At 70.2% G+C, this 16523-nt stretch carries 15 protein-coding genes and 1 pseudogene; 5 read left to right on the top strand and 11 right to left on the bottom strand.

Features of this window, described 5'->3' with window-relative positions; genetic code table 11:
* Positions 1-9: 9 nt before the first annotated feature.
* Positions 10-1263 (bottom strand): alpha/beta hydrolase, encoded by a 1254-nt coding sequence (locus AC068B_RS23790; protein ID WP_478673679.1) that lies wholly within the window; start codon positions 1261-1263, stop codon positions 10-12.
* 93 nt (positions 1264-1356) lie between these two features.
* Complete coding sequence (locus tag AC068B_RS23785) at positions 1357-2016, bottom strand: alpha/beta hydrolase (RefSeq protein ID WP_478673678.1); 660 nt, start codon at positions 2014-2016, stop codon at positions 1357-1359.
* Between the two features lie 692 nt (positions 2017-2708).
* Here AC068B_RS23785 and AC068B_RS23780 point away from each other — a divergent pair.
* Together AC068B_RS23780 and AC068B_RS23775 are read left to right on the top strand one after the other, a co-directional pair.
* A complete protein-coding gene (locus AC068B_RS23780; protein WP_478673677.1) occupies positions 2709-3314 on the top strand; it encodes a SigE family RNA polymerase sigma factor in 606 nt (201 codons plus the stop codon).
* Positions 3315-3651: 337 nt separating this feature from the next.
* Positions 3652-4206, top strand: coding sequence for a GNAT family N-acetyltransferase (locus tag AC068B_RS23775; protein WP_478673676.1), 555 nt, complete (start codon positions 3652-3654; stop codon positions 4204-4206).
* 116 nt (positions 4207-4322) lie between these two features.
* On the opposite strand, the pseudogene AC068B_RS23770 reads toward AC068B_RS23775, so the two are convergent.
* Together AC068B_RS23770 and eno are read right to left on the bottom strand one after the other, a co-directional pair.
* Positions 4323-4593: pseudogene (locus tag AC068B_RS23770) on the bottom strand (metallophosphoesterase family protein); the annotation flags it as partial.
* Between the two features lie 62 nt (positions 4594-4655).
* Complete coding sequence (gene eno, locus AC068B_RS23765) at positions 4656-5963, bottom strand: phosphopyruvate hydratase (RefSeq protein WP_478673675.1); 1308 nt, start codon at positions 5961-5963, stop codon at positions 4656-4658.
* Positions 5964-6216: 253 nt separating this feature from the next.
* Between eno and AC068B_RS23760 the strand changes: the two genes are divergently transcribed.
* Entirely contained in the window at positions 6217-6639 is a 423-nt protein-coding gene (locus AC068B_RS23760) for a MarR family winged helix-turn-helix transcriptional regulator (protein ID WP_478673674.1), read from the top strand.
* A 70-nt stretch (positions 6640-6709) separates the two neighbouring features.
* On the opposite strand, the gene AC068B_RS23755 is transcribed toward AC068B_RS23760, so the two are convergent.
* Positions 6710-7336, bottom strand: coding sequence for a TetR/AcrR family transcriptional regulator (locus AC068B_RS23755; RefSeq protein WP_478673673.1), 627 nt, complete (start codon positions 7334-7336; stop codon positions 6710-6712).
* Between the two features lie 87 nt (positions 7337-7423).
* On the opposite strand from AC068B_RS23755, the gene AC068B_RS23750 reads away from it, so the two are divergent.
* Positions 7424-8317 (top strand): NADP-dependent oxidoreductase, encoded by an 894-nt coding sequence (locus tag AC068B_RS23750; protein WP_478673672.1) that lies wholly within the window; start codon positions 7424-7426, stop codon positions 8315-8317.
* A gap of 11 nt (positions 8318-8328) precedes the next feature.
* Here the strand turns inward: AC068B_RS23750 and AC068B_RS23745 are convergent, their stop codons facing one another.
* From AC068B_RS23745 to AC068B_RS23720, 6 genes are all read right to left on the bottom strand, one after another.
* Positions 8329-9063: a maleate cis-trans isomerase family protein gene (locus tag AC068B_RS23745; RefSeq protein WP_478673671.1), complete on the bottom strand. Its 735-nt coding sequence runs from the start codon at positions 9061-9063 to the stop codon at positions 8329-8331.
* On the bottom strand, positions 9060-9755 hold the full coding sequence (locus AC068B_RS23740; protein WP_478673670.1) for a hypothetical protein: 696 nt from the start codon (positions 9753-9755) through the stop codon (positions 9060-9062). The genes AC068B_RS23745 and AC068B_RS23740 overlap by 4 nt, the downstream gene beginning before the upstream one ends.
* Entirely contained in the window at positions 9692-9997 is a 306-nt protein-coding gene (locus AC068B_RS23735; protein ID WP_478673669.1) for a hypothetical protein, read from the bottom strand. Before AC068B_RS23735 ends, AC068B_RS23740 begins: the two co-directional genes overlap by 64 nt.
* 385 nt (positions 9998-10382) lie before the next feature.
* Complete coding sequence (locus tag AC068B_RS23730) at positions 10383-11546, bottom strand: CU044_5270 family protein (RefSeq protein ID WP_478673668.1); 1164 nt, start codon at positions 11544-11546, stop codon at positions 10383-10385.
* A complete protein-coding gene (locus tag AC068B_RS23725; RefSeq protein ID WP_478673667.1) occupies positions 11543-12190 on the bottom strand; it encodes an RNA polymerase sigma factor in 648 nt (215 codons plus the stop codon). The genes AC068B_RS23730 and AC068B_RS23725 overlap by 4 nt, the downstream gene beginning before the upstream one ends.
* A 101-nt stretch (positions 12191-12291) precedes the next feature.
* Entirely contained in the window at positions 12292-15927 is a 3636-nt protein-coding gene (locus AC068B_RS23720) for a WD40 repeat domain-containing protein (RefSeq protein WP_478673666.1), read from the bottom strand.
* Between the two features lie 139 nt (positions 15928-16066).
* Between AC068B_RS23720 and AC068B_RS23715 the strand changes: the two genes are divergently transcribed.
* Entirely contained in the window at positions 16067-16441 is a 375-nt protein-coding gene (locus AC068B_RS23715; protein ID WP_478673665.1) for a VOC family protein, read from the top strand.
* Positions 16442-16523: the final 82 nt, after the last annotated feature.

The raw sequence follows: 16523 nt of genomic DNA, 5'->3' as shown, positions 1-16523 counted from the left end.
AGCCGGAGATCAACTCTCCCTAACCGCGTCGGGATGGCGCGCCCCCGTCAGTGCCTGGTTCTGCCCGGTGTCGCCGAGGAGGTAGCGGCGGAAGAAGGCACCGAGGTACATGGTGGCGACATGGCGCTGCTGCGGCTCGGTCAGCTGCCTGAGCGGCGCCGAGCCCTCACGGTCGGTGCACTGCCCGGGGTGCTTCTTCACCGGCGTGGCGTCGTCGAAGGCCGCGACCTGACCGCTCTGAGGCGACCATTGCGTGTTGAAGTAGTTGTGGTTCGCCCCGCGGATCGCGAACCGGTGGAAGTCGCTCCGGTTCCCCTTGGCCGCGTCGGCCGCGAACGAGAGTGCCTCACCGCCGACCTGTCCGTCGCATGTTCCCCGGAAGACGGCGAAGGGGGTGTTGGTGATCGCGTAGTTCGACATGTCCTCCGTCATCACGTTGTAGGCGGGCGCCAACGCCGCCACCGCCTTGACGTCGACGCCCTTGGGCCACTGCCCTCGATGCTTGTCGGCCGCCTGCCACGTGACCCCGGCCCCTGCCCTGGAATGCCCCATCACCCCGACGTTGCCCATGTCCACGTGGTGGGCGAAGCCGACGCGTCGCGCCCCTCCGGTCGCCGGGTCGGTGAACTTCCCTGCGAGCTCACCCGTTCCCTTGGAGCTGAGCTTCTGCCACATGCGCAGATGCCGGTTGATGAGATCCGCCCGCGCGGCGGCATTGTCATCGCCCATCACGGAGGAAGCGTTGATGCCGTTGGCTCCGGCCGAGACCACGACGAACCCCTGAGCGGCCAACTTGCGGCCCAGGTAGTCATATCCGCGCTCGCTCGGCAGGGCGGGCGTTCCCAGCGCACACGGCCAGGCGGAGAGCTTGGCATTGGCGGCTTCGTACGCGGCATCGTCCCCACTGGCTTCGGCGGCGGTGCGTGCCGCCGCTGCCTTCCGGTCGGCGCAGGTGTCGTGCAAGCCGTGCAGCATCACGATCAGCGGATGCCGCCCCGTGCCCAGGTCGGTGGGGTAGTGCACCACTCCGGTCAGCTCGCTCGGTTCGCCCGTCTGTGGCAGGTGCCAGGCCTTGTTGCCCAGGTCGTAGCGGACCGTCCTGGTGGCCCCGGACGAAGGCGCCGCGCTCTGTCCCGTCGCCTCGTTCGGTGCCGCGGCGCCGGTTGCGGCCGTATACGTGAAGGCTGCCGCCGCGGCGGACAGCACCGCCGCCGACAGGCCCAGCAGACGAGCCGAAGTCCTCGTGCGTTTGTGTCGCTTCATCAACATGTCTCTCTTGGTGAGTTCGGTATAGATACAGGGGTGGCCCGGAGCGTGGGTTCGCGCTCGTGGCTGCCTCGGGGTGGAGGGACGTCCTCAGCGGGCGGCGGCGTAGGAATCCACCACGAACTTGATGACCCGGTCCTGCAATGCGGCCCCCGACGCACCCGCCCGCTTGATCATGCTCGTTCCGTGCCATTCGCCCTTCTGGATGACCAGTTCCTTCTTGCGGGCAACGGAGGCCGCGTAGACCTCACGGACCTGCTTCTCCGCGTTGCCTTGCATGTCACCGGGCGACACCACGAGAAGCGTCGGAACGTTCAGCTTCTTGACCGCCGCCACACCGTCCACCCCGCCGCACCGGGCAGGCGAGGACATCATCAACAGGCCCACCACCCGCAAGGGCGTATCGACCCCGGCGACCGACGCCGTCGTGCCCCCGCACGACGCCCCCGCTAGAAACACCCTCTTCGCGCCGACGCGTCGCAGCTCCGCCAGCCCGGCACGGGCATCCCGGTCGATGTGCTCGTTCTCGGCCACTTCCTCAGACGCGCCGTGATTGCGGTACTCGGGGATCACCACGTGGTAGCCACGCTTGGCCAGCTGCCGCCCGATGTCTACGAACGAGCAGATGCTGTAGCCCTGCTCGTGATCCAGAAGAACACCGTCGGGTCCGTCCCCCAGGACCAGCGCCGACAGATGCACCTTGTCGCTGGTCGTCAGCGTGGTCGCTCTGTTCCTCAGGTCCTGGGGCACGCACCTGTTGACGCGGTGCCCCCGTGCCGTGCGCACCGTGGTGTCGGGCCAACTCGGCTTGTACGAGACCGGCTCATGATCCGGCGGCGCCGCGGGAGCGCTGCTTTGCGCCCCTCGCGCCCCTCGCGCCCCTCGCACCTCTCGTGCCCCGGAGGGCACCGGCGCGGTGGACGTCGCGGCTTCCGCTTCCGAGTCATGCCCGGACTCGTCGGCCGAGCTCGCACAACCCGACACCAGGCCCAGACACACCAGCACGGCGGCAGCGGCAACTCTGACTTTCAGCACAGTCTTCCTCAGGTCTCACATCCGACCGCGACGTGGCCCGCGCACGCCGGACACGCACGTCGTCCGCACCAGGGCGGAACATCCCTTACGCCTTGACAGACGTGCGGCCCTACCCGAGGTTGCAGGCCGCGACGATCAATGTTCCGGAGGCGGAAGCGGCAGTTGAAGCGGAAGCGGGCGACGGACAGGCCCACGCCACAGCCGCAAGCACGCACGCCCACCTGCCCGCCCGCCCGCACCGCGCAGTGAACTGCAACCTGTCGACGTCCCACACGTCCTCCCTAGTAGAGGACACCCCTTGAAAGCCCTGAACCGCTCGATTCACGCAACAGGTTGACGCATATGCCAGAAATGACCCGCTGGGAAACCATCCGCGGCAGCATCCAGCCCGTGGGGGAAAGGCGCTGATGGCTGCCGTTTCCCCCTGTGAAGGTGCCTTCCCGCGCAGCCGGTGGCGATGGCTACTGGCCCGCCTCTTCCAGGACCGCAACAGATCGGACCTCAAGGGCCATCTGTCCGGCACGGCGTCGGAAGAAGTCGACAGGCTGTACCGCCACCGCAGGCTCGACCTCGTGCGCCTGGCCGTCCTCCTGGTCGACGACATCCCCACAGCCGAGGACGTCGTCCAGGAAGCCTTCGCAGCCCTGTACCGACGGCACGGCGAATCGCTCGACACCATTGCCGACCCCGAGGCCTACATACGGCGCAGCGTGGTCAATGCCTCCAGGGACGTGCTGCGCAGGAGGCGCACCGTGCGCGCCTACATCCCCCCGCGCATCCTGCCCGTACCGCCACCGGAAGAAGAGCTCCTCCTCAAGGAAGAGCATCAGGAAGTGCTACGAGCACTGAGGCTGCTCACCGTGCGCCAGCGGGAGGTCCTCGTCCTCAGGTACTGGTCGAACATGTCCGAAGCGGACATCGCAGCAACCTTGGGCCTCTCCCGGGGTGCAGTGAAGTCCACCGCGAGCCGGGGACTCACGGCGCTGGCCAGAAGACTGAAGGAGACGCCATGACAGCCATCGAGGACCGCCTTCGCGCCACACTTGATGCCAGGGCCAGCCAAGTCACCGCCCTCCGCCCGGACTTCGCACCATCGGCCCGCGCACGGACGGACATCCACCCCCGACTGCGCAAGGCCGCGGTGGTCCTTCTGGCCGCGGCAGTGACAGTCATCCTCCTCATGCTGCCGCGGCTCCTCTCGCAGGACACCCCATCGGCCCCCGCCGACACTCCACCACCCGCCAGCCCGAGCAACAGCACGTCGTCGCCTGCACCCGCCCCTTCCCCATCCGAAGAGGCACCTGGACCGGTCACACCGTAGAGCGGCGGGCGTGCGCTAGGTTTCCCGCCATGGCTGAACTCGGATCCGTCGCCTGGCCGCCCGCCCCGATGAGGACCGAACGGCTCGTGCTCCGCGAGTCCCGGGCCGGGGACCGTGCGGCGTTCATCGAGCTGTTCGCATCGCCGGAGGTGCGTACGTATCTCGGTGGGCCTCGACCGCGTGCTGAGCTGGAAGGCGCGGTGCCGGAGGTGCCCGGGCGCCGACCCGGCGTTTTCGTGATCGAGCTCGACGGCGCGTTGATCGGCACGGTCATGCTCGATCGGCGCGCCGCGGAGCGCCCGGGGCACCTCCGTCCGGATGTCGAAGAGGCCGAGCTCGGCTACATGTTCCTGCCGAACGCATGGGGACGTGGGTATGCCGTCGAGGCGTGCTCGGCGGCCCTCGACTGGTTCGCCGACGTGCTTCCCGGCGAGCCGGTGGTGCTCTGCACCCAGACCGCCAACGACCGCTCGATGCGCCTCGCGGCGAAGCTGGGGTTCGCCGAGGTGGAACGGTTCGAGGAGTTCGGCGCCGAGCAGTGGTTCGGCGTGTGGTCCTCGACCGCGCCGTCCGATCGAGTCTGAGCTCGTGCCTGCGCTCGTGCTCGACAGCGTGGATCCACGAGGAAAGGTGCGTAGCCGACCACGAATCGGTCGCCGGCTTCGGCCACGCTCATGGCCAAGCCGGAGCACCAGCATCCCTATCCGGTGACGGACTGTGGACGCCCGTCACGTGGACCGAACGTCGCGAGAGCATCGCATCGGTTGCCTGTGCCCGGAGGAAGTAGTCGGCCCAACAGGTGATTTCGGGATAGGAGGAGTCCAGGGTTACTTGGGCGATTGCGGCCTCGATGTCGAAGGTCGTGGTCCGCAGTTCGACGCCGGGGCCCAGGAGCGCCCAGTGGGCTCCGACGCGTCCGTAGGGCCGACGCTGCCGGGGTTGATGACGAGTCGGCCGTGGGCGAGGCGGATCCGGATGCGTGGGCCCCGATCACGCGATCGGGGCCCACATGGACCTTACCGCCGCCCGTCGCTCACGCCCGGCGCAGCGCGGAGCGGCCCGCGTACCGCGCCGAGTCGCCCAACTCCTCCTCGATGCGGATCAGTTGGTTGTACTTTGCCGTGCGGTCGGAGCGGGAGAGTGAGCCGGTCTTGATCTGGCCGCAGCCCGTCGCCACCGCCAGGTCCGCGATCGTGGTGTCCTCCGTCTCGCCCGAGCGGTGCGACATGACGGCCGTCCAGCCCGCATCGTGGGCCGTGGTCACCGCGGTCAGTGCCTCGGTCAGGGTGCCGATCTGGTTGACCTTGACCAGGACCGAGTTGCCGACGCCCGTGCGGATGCCCTCGCGCAGCAGCGTCTCGTTGGTGCAGAACACGTCGTCGCCGGTGAGCTGGCAGCGGTCGCCGACGCGGGTGGTGAGCTCGCGCCAGCCGTCCAGGTCGTTCTCCGCCATCGGGTCCTCGATGGAGACGACGGGATAGGCGTCGATGAGCTTGGTCAGGTAGTCGGCGTTCTCGGAGGGGGTGCGGCGCACTCCCTCGCCCGCGTAGTCGTACACCCCGTCGCGGAAGAACTCCGACGAGGCAGGGTCCATGACCAGGGCGATGTCCGCGCCGGGCCGGTAGCCGGTGCGCTCGATGGCGGTCATCACGAAGTCGAGCGCCTCCTCGGCGGTACGCAGCGCGGGCGCGAAGCCGCCCTCGTCGCCGACGCCCGTGGAGTGCCCGGCGGCCAGCAGGTCGCGCCGCAGGGTGTGGAAGACCTCGCTGCCCATGCGGACCGCTTCGGCGAAGGTGTCCGCGCCCACGGGCACGATCATGAACTCCTGGAAGTCCAGCGGATTGTCGGCGTGGGCGCCGCCGTTGACGATGTTCATCATCGGCAGTGGCAGGAGGTGGGCGTCGGCGCCGCCGAGGTAGCGGTAGAGGGGCTGGCGGTGGGCGGCCGCGGCGGCCTTGGCGGTGGCTAGGGAAACGCCCAGGATCGCGTTGGCGCCGAGCCGGGACTTCGTGGCGGTGCCGTCGAGGGCGACCAGCGAGGCGTCGAGCCCCGCCTGGTCCGTCGCGTCCCGGCCGCGTACGGACGCCGCGATCTCCCCGTTGACGTGGGCCACCGCGCGGTCGACGCCCTTGCCGTGCCAGCGCGCGGAGTCTCCGTCGCGCAGCTCCACGGCCTCCCGGGCGCCGGTGGAGGCGCCGGAGGGGACCGCCGCGCGGCCCAGGGATCCGTCCGCCAGGACGACATCGACCTCGACCGTGGGGTTGCCCCGGCTGTCAATGATCCGGCGGGCGGTGACGGTCTCGATGGTGGCGTCGATGGTGTCGACTGCCTTTGCGGACATGGGAGGTCCTTCCCTTTGTCGTATGCCGTGGCCCCGGCTGCGACAACGCTGGCGCTGGCCCCGACAGCAGCAAACCCTACAGCAATGCTGATCAGTTTGGCTGTGCAGTGTTGCTGCGCACCATTGCTGTGTAGTGGTGCGGTGCGGGAACGCTTTCCCGGGATGGGGTACAGGGGTTTTGTGCGGGGATGTCGTGCGGGGCGTCGTGCAGCGCAGGTACGCGGCTCTGCTGGTCAGCGGGGTAAAGTGCCCTATGCCCACCTCGGAAGCCGCCGTCATCGCCGCCGAACTGCGCACCGCGATGGGCAAGCTCACTCGACGCGTCAAGCACGAGGACAGCATCCCGCTGGGGCAGGTCGCCGTGCTCGGTGCGCTCGACCGCGACGGCGCCATGACCACCAGCGACCTCGCCGCCGATCAGCGCGTACGCCCCCAGTCGATGGCCCGTGCGGTGGGGCTGCTCATGGAGCAGAACCTGATCACGCGCCGGGCGCATCCCACCGATGGCCGCAAGTCGCTGGTCGAGCTGTCGGACGACGGGCGCGCCGCGCTGGAAGCGGAGCGCGGCCGCAGGGTCGGCTGGCTCGCGCAGGCCATCGAGGACGAACTCACCGATGAGGAGCGGGCGTTGCTGGCGCGCAGCGCCGCCCTCCTTGAGCGGCTCGCCGCCCGCTGAGCGGGGCTGTCTGCCCCAGGGGCAGGGGCGCAAGGCCGGTGAACGAAGGGGCCTGATCGGCCCCTCGTCATCAATGGATCCGAGGCCCGGCCTCCCACGCCGCCTCGATCATCAGGAAGATCTCGTCCACCGCCGCCTGCGGATCAGGTGCCTCGCGCGCCAGTGAGAACGCGTCGATCGCGAACCTAGCGATCGTGCGGCAAGCCGTCGTGGTCCGGGGCGGGTCCGAATCGGGATTGGGATCCGAGCCGGAGCCGGAGTCGCGGGTGTAGTCCGCGGCGATCGCCGTTGCCAGTGACTCCGCGTGCCGCAGCCTCATCGACACCTCGTACTGCCGCAGGGCAGGTGACGTGTCGATCATGTGCCAGGTCGGGGCCGCGCCGTCCGCCGTGCAGTGGCGCACCAGCGCGTGGATCTCGCGGCGCAGCGCGGGGATGAGTGGTTCCTGCGGCGCCCTGTCCGTGACCGCCCGCACGAGGCGTTGCTCGAAGTCTTCGTCCAGTTCGAACACCAGGGCCTCTTTCGAGGCGAAGTGGGCGAAGAGCGTGGTCACGGCGACGTCGGCCTCGGCGGCCACGTCACGGATGCCGACCGCGTCGTACCCGCGTTCCTGGAAGAGCCGCATGGCGGTGTCGGCGATCTTCTGGCGGGTCGCGGCCTTCTTGCGCTCGCGGCGGCCGGGCTGCACGGCGGTCATGCGCTGACGCTATCAAATACGAAGGTGTAGCCGTTCTGAAAAGCTAACGGATACAAAACGCTAACCGTTAGTGTTACGGTCGGTCGCATGAAGAGAGTGAGCTTCGCCGAGTTCGGCGGTCCCGATGTTCTGCAACTCCTGGATGCCGAGGAGCCCCATGCGGGTCCCGGCCAGATACGCATCGCAGTACGGGCGGCGGGTGTGAACCCCGTCGACTGGAGGATCCGTGAGGGTCAGAAGCTGGGGGCCCATCCGACCGAGCTCCCCGCCGGGGTCGGGCTGGACGCCGCCGGGATCGTGGACGAGGTCGGCGACGGCGTCGAAGGGGTAGAGGTCGGCGAGCACGTGTTCGGTGAGGGCTTGGACACCTACGCCGAGTTCGCCGTGTTGTCGGCCTGGGGCCGTATGCCCGCAGGCCTGACGTTCGAAGAGGCGGCCGGGTACCCGTCCGTGGTGGAGACCGCGCTGCGCATCATCCGCGAGGTCGGCGTGCAGCCCGGGCAGACGCTGCTGGTCAGCGGCGCCTCCGGGGGAGTCGGATCAGCGGTGCTGCAGATCGCCCGCGGCCGTGGCATCGCGGTGATCGGCACGGCCGGGGCCGCGAACCAGGACTACCTGCGGGGCCTTGGTGCCCTCGCCACGACGTACGGCGAGGGGTGGGTCGAGCGGGTGCGCGAGCTCGGTCATGTCGACGCGGCTCTCGATCTGGCGGGCTCGGGCGTGATCCGCGAACTCGTCGAGCTGACCGGTGATCCGCAGAAGGTGGTCTCCATCGCCGATCTGGGTGCGCCGGAGCTCGGAGTCCGCTTCTCCGGCGTGGCCGGGAGCGTGCCGGACGCGCTCGCCGAGGCCGCCGACCTCATCTCCCGGGGGAAGCTGCACATCCCCGTCGAGAAGTCGTACACGCTCGCCGAGGCCGCGGCGGCGCACATCGACAGCCAGGCCGGTCACACCCGCGGGCGCCGGGTCATCGTCGTCTGAGGGGTGGTCAGTCAGTCGCTGGGGTGGTCGGTGCGGGTACCGTCGAGGAGGCTCTGGCCCGGGCCCTGCGCCCGTTCGCCCACCGCCTTCATCAGCGCCCACGCCGTGGCCTGGTTGGCGCTGATGACGGGCTTCCCCAAGCGTTGTTCGAGGCGGGGGAGTGCGTCGTACGTAGGCAGGGCCGTGCAGCTGATGAAGAGGGCGTCGGCCTCGGGACGGTCTCCGGCGAGGACGGTGTCCAGTACGTCCTGCTCGGCCACCTCGTAGACGTCCTCGACCGCGTCCAGGTCCAGTGGCGTGAGCGCGACGACGTCGAAGCCTGACGCCGTGAGGTATGCGGACAGCAGTCGGTCGACCGGTTCCTGGTAGGGGTGTACGACGGCGACGCGGGAGGCGCCGACGGCTCGGAGCGCGTCGATGGCGGCGCCGCTGGTCGTCAGCGCCTGCCTTGCGCCGTGTTCCATCATCGCTTCCCGCAACGCCCGCTCACCGGTCACGCCGTCGACGAAGCTGCACGCCGTGCACAGATACGCCACCGCTTCGGCCCCGCGTTCCACCAGGTCGTGGGTCGGCTCTGCCAGCAGCGCAGGCTTGCCCAGGCGGGTGACGAGATCCAGATTGTCCGCGTACGGCGGGACCTTCGCGGTGAACGTCAGCGTGCACTCCACGCTCGGCGGGAACCAGCGGCGCAGTTCCGTCTCGCGTGTGAAGTCGTACGAGGCGATCACGCCGATGTGTGCCGTCAAGTCAAGAACTCCGGAGTCGCTTGCAGTCTGGTGTCCGGGCCGGGGACCTTCTCCAGTTGCCGGACCTCGTCCGGGTCGGGATCGGACGCGAGGATCTTCTCCGCACGTTGGTCGATCGTCCGGGTGAGGGCGATCTGGGCCAGTCCGAACACTACGGCGTAGGCCATGACGCTGCGCCAGGAGTCGGGTGCCTTGATCATCGGAAGCCACTCGGTGTCCACCAGGAGCAATCCGATCACGGCCGTCAGCGCTCCGATCGGCAGCTTGATGAGCTCCTGGTAGAAGGGGAGGTTGTACGGGTTCCAGCTGCCGCCCATCTTCTGCAGCCGCCCCACCACGTGCGCGGTCGCACCGAGCATCCCCAGCAGCATGACAAGGCCGACTTCGCGCAGCCCCGGTTCCGCCGGGCCGGGGCAACCGTCCGTGCAGACCGGGAGTGCCCCCGCGCTGCGCCAGGCCACCAGGGCTGTCACCAGGAGCAGCACCGTCAGCACGCTGCCGGAGCGGATGAGCCGGTTACGGAAGTTGCGGCTGCGTACGCCTCGTTCCTCCTGGACCGCGTAGGCGGCCTCCAAGAGGGCCGCGACGGCCCAGGGCACCCGCTCGTCGTCCGGCGAGTCCTTCAGTTTCAGCTCGTCGACCAGCGCGAGGCGCGGGTCCTTCTGGCAGAGCGGCCCCGCCAGGGCGAGCACGCGTCGATCCGGGTCCACGCCCTGGCGGGCTGCGACAGGGCGATGATCGCGACCTCGGCCGCGTGCAGGCACGACAGCGTGCCCTCGTATGCCAGCCCGTTCCACCAACTGCCCACCCTCCAGCGGAGGTTACGACTGCCTGCGGCCTGCCGCATGTAGTCCTCTGCCTTGTCGAGGAGTTCCTCCGCCCCCACCCGCGACTGCCCTGTCGTGTCGGCGAGTTGGTGTCGCAGTACGTACATGCGGGTCTGCGTGCGATGCAGCCACGTGGTGGACCTGGTGGGCCTGGTGGATGGCGGTGATGTGTCCTGTGCGGCGGGGCCTGGTCCCGGTGGGCGTCCGGTGCGGTCTTTGAACAACCAGGCCTTGCGGCTCTGTGCCTTCATGCTTTCCCCCGTTGCGTCCGCGGGGGTCACGGTGGTGGGCCGACCCCCGCGTCGCGCGCGGGATCAGCCGGTCCCCCTCCCGGCGCCCCCGTGTCGGGTGGGCGAGTCGTTCTGTACGTCTCGCGCCACCACTCCCTCCGAAGCATGCTCTCGTACGCGGACAACGTCCACCACGAGGACACGAGCGTTGGACGGCACGCGGCGGTCGCAGGCCCGGGGCGACCGCCGCCGCACACCGACCTCAGCTCTCCCGCGAGGCGGCTGGTGCCCGGCCCGCCTTGTCGACCACCGCGTGGTCGATCACCGCCCGGGCGGACATGAGCGTCCCGGCCTTGCCGTACCGGGTGTCCTTGAAGAGATAGCTGCGCGACCCGAGGAAGGTGAGGTCCTTCGCGTCGAAGACCCATTCGGTACGGGCACCGAACTGCTTGTCGTCACGGGCGATGGCGACGCCGGTCCTGCCGGTCAGATCCTTGGCCGTGGGCAACTTGGTGACGCCGGGGATCTTGGCCGCGGCCCGGTAGAGGGCAGCTGCCGTCTTGGGCGGCATCACCCCGCCGACCATGCTCCCGATGTGGTCGAAGACGGCTTGGTCGCGCTCGGACTCGTCGGACTTGGGCGTCATGGCGTACAGCTCTGCCAACAGCTTGTCGGGGTCGGTGGGCAGGGAGGACAGCCAGTGGTAGGTGGCCCGGTGGGGGCCCTCCGGCGTGCCGTCGGTGTCACCCAGTACGGCATTGATCGGCAGGGTTTCCCCGTTCTCGCGAGTGAGCCCGAGCTTGCGCAGCGGGCCCGGCTCCTGCGAGGCCCATGACTCGACGTCCCTGACCGGGCTCACCACCGCTTTGCCGCTGGTGAGGTCCGCGTCGCGGACCTTCTCCCTGGTGTACAGGAACTGGTCGTCCCTGATCTTCAGGGCGTCGCCCTTGCCTGCGGCGGTGGAGATCTGGTCGAGGAGCGCCGCCGCGGGCTGCATGTCCCGCGCGTCGTGCTGCCCGGTCGCCGCGGTGGCGGGCGCGCCGTCGTCCGTGGTGATGACGATGCCCGCGGTGAGGATGGCGCCCAGGGCGAGTGCCGCGACGGGCATCAGGACGGCGGGGCGCAGCAGCCGTCGGGCGGGGCGGGGGCCGGAGCGGGCTAGGTCGGTCCCGTTGGCCCGGTCGGTCCTGTCGGTACTGGCGGTCCGGGCGGCCTGGTCGCGGTCGATCCGTTGCATCAGTCGTTCCTTGTGGTGGAGGTGCTGCTCGTGCGGGAGGACCCGATGGGCCGGGGGCGGCAGCAGCCGGGCGATCTCCTCGACGTCGGCGTCCGAACGCCGAGCCTCATTCGAGGAGTTCGAGGAGTTCGAGGAGTTCGAGGAGTTCGAGGAGTTCGAGGAGTTCGAAGCGGTGTCCCTGTTGTTCATGCTGTTTCCTCCCGCACGGGCAGGGCCGCGAGTGCGGCTTCACCAGTCATCTCTCCGCGAGCGGTGCGCGGTTCCCTGTTTCTTGCGGCTTCCGCTTCGTCGGCGAACCGGGCGAGCTTCGCCCGCGCCCGGGACAGCCGCGAGCGCACGGTACCGACGGGCACGCCGAGCGCCTCGGCCGTCTGCTGGTAGTCGAGACCCGACCACACGCACAGCGTCAGTACTTCCCGCTCGTGGCGCTTCAGTCGGCCGAGCGCCGCCTGGACGGCGTGCAGCCGCTGTGCGTCGTCGATGCGTCCGACGACCTCGGGGGCGAAGTCGGCGACCACGGTCGGCTGCCGCTGGCGGGCCAGGAACGCCAGGCGGCGGCGGAGGCCGCGCCGGGTGTTCTCCGCCTTGTGGGTGGCGATGCCCAGCAGCCACGGGCGCAGGGAGCCCTCGTCCGCGTGGAGCCGCTCTCGTGCCCGCCACGCGGCCAGGAAGGTCTCCGACATGATGTCCTCGGCGGTCGTCCAGTCGCCGGTGAGCCACAGCGCATGCCGGTGGACGTGCCCGGCGTACTGGTCGTACAGCTCGGCGAACGCGTCACGTTCGCCTGCTCTCACGCGTTTGCGCAGATCGTTCTCTGAGTCCCTCACAGTCATTCCCTCTCCGCCGCACCGGCGGAGTTCCTGTGACCTGCGCCATATGAAATGGGACTCGGCGTGCGTCGCCTGCCCGAGCCTCATTGTGCGTCAGCCGTCCGCTACGACGGGCAGGCGTCCTCCACGGGCTGGTCGGGGAGCAGTTGGGCCCAATGCTGGTCCTTGATGAGGCCGCAGACGCGTCGGGCGACGAAGTCGACGTCGATGCTCCAGGCGCGGGCGGTCCCGTGGGAGTCGACCGCTGCGAGCGCCCGGCCGTCGGGGGAGAACCGCACCGTGTCGATGTTCTCCGCGACAGGGCCGGTCAGGGTGGTGTGGGCGTCTGATCGGGCGCCGCGCATGCGCCACAGCCGTACGCTCCGGTCCGTGCTCGTCGTGGCCAGGGTGGAGCCGTCGGGGCTGAAGTCCACCCCGATGACGACGCCGGTGTGCCCGGTGAGGTTGGTGGTTCTGCGTCGTTTGGCGGCGTCCCAGACCCTGATGGTGCCGTCGTTGCCGCCGACCGCGAGGGTGCGGCCGTCGGGGCTGAAGGCCAGGACCAGGCTGGCGTCCGGGGGGCCGGGCAGGGCCCTGGCGGCCTGTCCGGGGCGGGTGTTCCACAGGCGCGTGATGCCGTCGTCGCTGACGAAGGCCACGGCGTGGCCGTCGGGCCTGAGCGCCAGTGCGGTCACCGGACGGGCGTTGCGCAGGACGGCCGTGGGGCGGCCGGTGGCGACGTCCCACATCCGGACCGTGCCGTCGCGCCCGCCTGCGGCCAGGGTGCGTCCGTCGGGGGTGATGCCCACTTGCCGCAGGGTCCAGGTGGCCTTTCGGAGCGTAATGATCCGCTTGCCGGTCACGAGGTTCCACACGCGAACGGTCCGGTCGCGATCGGTCGTGGCCAGTACACGGCCGTCGCTGCTGGCCGAGGAGTAGACGACGCGTTCCGGGAAGCGGACCGGGAGCGGGCGACGGCGTGGGGGTGTGGTGGACCAGCGGGCCGTCAGGGCCTCGTGGTCGACCGTGAGGTGGGCCCGACGGTCCGCGAAGGGCGCCCGTCGGGTGATCGACCCTGAGAGGTCGGGCAGGCGGGCCGTCGTGCGGTGCGATGCCACGTCCCACAGGCGGACGGTGGGCTCCTGGCCCCCGGTGGCCAGCGTGCGGCTGTCGGGGGAGAACGCCACTGCGTACAGGGGCTTCTTCAGGGTCAGCGTGGCCAGGGCCCGGTGCGATTGCGGGTGCCAGAGGCGGACGGTGCCGTCGGCGCTCGCGCTGGCCAGGGTGTCTCCGTTCGGCGAGAACGCCACCCCTTGCACAGCGCTCGTGTGACCGGTCAGGGTCGCCCGCAGGCGATAGGAGCGTGCGTCCCACAGCTTCACGGCGTGTTCCCCGCCCGCGGTGGCCAGCGTGCGGCCGTCGGGGGAGAACGCCACCGTGGTGACGGCGGCGCCCGTGGCACCGGCCAGAACGGCGCGCGTCTTGTGGGACGACACGTCCCACAAGCGGGTCGTGCGGCCCGCACCGGCGAGCGTGCGGCCGTCAGGCGAGAACGCCACTCGGTACACCGCATCCTTGGGCCCGGTCAGCACGGCACGCTCCCGCTGGGTGCGTACGTCCCACAGGCGCACCGTGCGATCGCTGGAGGCGCTGGCCAGGGTGCGGCTGTCGGGTGCGAACGCGACTGCCTCGACCATGTCGGTGTGGCCTGTCAGAGTGGCGAGGAGACGGTGGGAGCGTGCGTCCCACAGCTTCACGCTGCGGTCGTTGCTCGACGTGGCCAGGGTGTCGCCGTCGGGAGAGAACGCCACCCCGTTGACGGCATCGGTGTGGCCGGTGAGGGTGGCCAGGAGACGGTGGGAGCGTACGTCCCACAGCTTGACGCTGTGGTCGAAGCTCGCCGTGGCCAGGGTTCTGCCGTCGGGTGCGAAGGCCGTGCTCTCCACCGTGTCGGTGTGCCCGGTGAACTGGTTGGCGTAGAAGCGGGCCTGCGCGCTCAGCAGGCTGTTGCGCGCTTCCTTGGTGGGAGCCTGCCGGTAGCCCCGCAGGGCGAGGACCATCGCGGCCTCGGGGCGGTTCTGCCTCAACTGGTCGGCGCGGGCGGCATTTTCACGGGAGACCGCCAGGCGCCGCTGCGCATCGGCCGCGTTCGTCTTCCGCACGGCGACGGCGGTCGCGACGAGCGCCAGGGCCAGCAGCACACTGAGGGCCGCGATGACCTGACGGGTCAGGCTGGTGCGTCGTCGTTTCGCGCGGGTGGACTGGTTGAGGAAATCCCTTTCCAGCGCGGTCAGTTCGTCGCGTCGTTCGGGGGTGGGGAACGCGTCCTGGGCTTCGCCGAGTTCGGTGCCGCGCAGCAGAGCCCCGCTGTCCCGGCTCCGCTCGTGCCAGTTGCGGGACGCGGAGGTCAGGCGCCGGTGGCGGCGCAGGTGCTCGCGGTTGTCCTCGATCCACCGGCGCAGCCGGGGCCACGAGGTGATCAGCGCCTCGTGGGCGAGATCGACGGTGTCGTCGTCCAGCGTGACCAGACGGGCACGGGCCAGCTCCTGCAGCACGGCCTCCGGGTCCGAGTCCGGGGTCGCGCAGCGGGCGGTGGCGAGCTCGCCCCGGCCGATGGGGCGACGGGTGTCGGGGGCGCCGTCGCCGGGGGTGATCAGCCGCAGCAGGATGCGCCGGGCCGCCTCCGCCCGGTCCGGGGCGAGGCGGGTGTAGAAGTCCTCCGCGGTCTGGGCGATGGCGCCGTGGACACCGCCCGAGGCCTCGTAGCCCTGCACGGTCAGGGTGCGGCCGCGGCGCCGGTGCCAGGTCTCCAGGAGGGTGTGCGACAGCAGCGGCAGGCCCCCTGGTTCACCGCGTATCTCCTCGATGAGGCGGGCGGTCAGGGCCCGTTCCACGATCAGCCCCGCGGCCGCCGCCGGTTTGACTATCACGTCACGCAACTCGTCCGGTGTCATCGGACCGACGGGCAGGCTCGCCTCCCCGAGGACCCGGGCCAGCCCCTCGTGTTCGAGACAACGCGCGTAGAAATCGGCGCGCATTCCGACCACCACCCGCAGCCGACTCCCGGGTTCCTGGGCCGACAGCACGAGCCCCACGAAATCCCGCTGCTGCGCCGCGTCGCGGCAGAGCGTGAAGATCTCCTCGAACTGGTCCACCACCAGCCAGGTGTCGCCGGGACCCGCGGCAGGGACGAACAGTTTCCGGTGGTCACGCACCGGCTGGGGGCCGGGAGTGAGGATGCGGATCGCCGCCGGACGCAGCCCCGGGTCCTCGGCGTTCTGCAGCCAGGGCACGAGTCCGGCCCGCAAGAGGGAGGACTTGCCGCTGCCGGACGGGCCAAGGACCATGACGCACCGGTGCGCCTCGGTCAGGGCGGTGAGGCTGTCCGTGAGACGGGTCCGGCCGAAGAACCGCGCGTGATCGCCGGGTTCGAAACGGGCCAGTCCGCGGTACGGCGAATCCGTCGGCTCCTCGGCGTCGGCCGTGGGCTGAGCGGCCTCCTCCTCCTGCACCTCGTGCCAGCGCTGCTCCCACTCCGCCGCGTCCCCGCCGCACGCCCGCACATACGACAGCGCCAACGCCAGGGACGGCAGCGCCTCACCCGCCGCCGCACGCGCCAGAGCGGCGGCCGAGTACGCCGCCCCCTCGGCCATCGTCCGGTACGTCGGAGTTCCCGCCTCGATCCGCAACTTGCGCAGCTCGTAGGCGAAACTCTGTACCGGCCCGGCCCCGGGATCGATCGGCTTCTCTCGGCGCCCCACAGCTGTTCAGCCTCCCCCGTCGACGTACAACATCCCAGCTGAACACATTCACCACGGCACCGAGAAGGCACCCACGAGCCAACCCCTGTCCGGGAGCACGGCCCGTGCACGGACGCGGGAGCCGGGGCAGGGTGGGGACATGACCATGACGCTCGGTGCCTTCGTCCTCGGCACGCCCGATCCGCCCGCCCTGGCCGACTTCTACCGCGCCCTGCTGGGCTGGCGGGAAGTCGAACGCGATCCGGAGTGGGTCCGCCTGCGGCCGCCGGAACAGGAACGCCCCGGCCTCAGCTTCCAGCTGGAGACCGGCCACACGCCCCCGACCTGGCCGCAACGCCCCGGTACCCAGCAGATGCAGGCGCACCTGGACCTGGCGGTCGACGACCTGGCAGCGGAGACCGAGCGTGCCTGCGCCCTGGGCGCGACGCTGGAGGAGCACCAGCCCCAGAAGGACGTACGAGTCCTCCGCGACCCGCACGGCCACCCGTTCTGCCTCTTCCTTCCGGGCGCTTGACCCTGACCCTGCGTCAGGGTTGGAGGCTGGCCGCATGACGAACAACGGCACAGCCTCGACTCGGCTCGCCTGCCGGTCGGAG

The sequence above is a fragment of the Streptomyces sp. NPDC042371 genome (assembly GCF_056437465.1).
The sequence above is the reverse complement of the archived record's forward strand: the minus strand, read 5'-3'. Positions and strand labels throughout refer to the sequence as shown.

What these genes read in the sequence shown, in the direction of transcription:
- AC068B_RS23790 (WP_478673679.1), bottom strand. Translation starts at nt 1,263, where the DNA reads ATGAAGCGACACAAACGCACGAGGACTTCGGCTCGTCTGCTGGGCCTG.
- AC068B_RS23780 (WP_478673677.1), top strand. Translation starts at nt 2,709, where the DNA reads ATGGCTGCCGTTTCCCCCTGTGAAGGTGCCTTCCCGCGCAGCCGGTGG.
- AC068B_RS23775 (WP_478673676.1), top strand. Translation starts at nt 3,652, where the DNA reads ATGGCTGAACTCGGATCCGTCGCCTGGCCGCCCGCCCCGATGAGGACC.
- eno (WP_478673675.1), bottom strand. Translation starts at nt 5,963, where the DNA reads ATGTCCGCAAAGGCAGTCGACACCATCGACGCCACCATCGAGACCGTC.
- AC068B_RS23760 (WP_478673674.1), top strand. Translation starts at nt 6,217, where the DNA reads ATGCCCACCTCGGAAGCCGCCGTCATCGCCGCCGAACTGCGCACCGCG.
- AC068B_RS23755 (WP_478673673.1), bottom strand. Translation starts at nt 7,336, where the DNA reads ATGACCGCCGTGCAGCCCGGCCGCCGCGAGCGCAAGAAGGCCGCGACC.
- AC068B_RS23750 (WP_478673672.1), top strand. Translation starts at nt 7,424, where the DNA reads ATGAAGAGAGTGAGCTTCGCCGAGTTCGGCGGTCCCGATGTTCTGCAA.
- AC068B_RS23735 (WP_478673669.1), bottom strand. Translation starts at nt 9,997, where the DNA reads ATGTACGTACTGCGACACCAACTCGCCGACACGACAGGGCAGTCGCGG.
- AC068B_RS23730 (WP_478673668.1), bottom strand. Translation starts at nt 11,546, where the DNA reads ATGAACAACAGGGACACCGCTTCGAACTCCTCGAACTCCTCGAACTCC.
- AC068B_RS23725 (WP_478673667.1), bottom strand. Translation starts at nt 12,190, where the DNA reads ATGACTGTGAGGGACTCAGAGAACGATCTGCGCAAACGCGTGAGAGCA.
- AC068B_RS23715 (WP_478673665.1), top strand. Translation starts at nt 16,067, where the DNA reads ATGACCATGACGCTCGGTGCCTTCGTCCTCGGCACGCCCGATCCGCCC.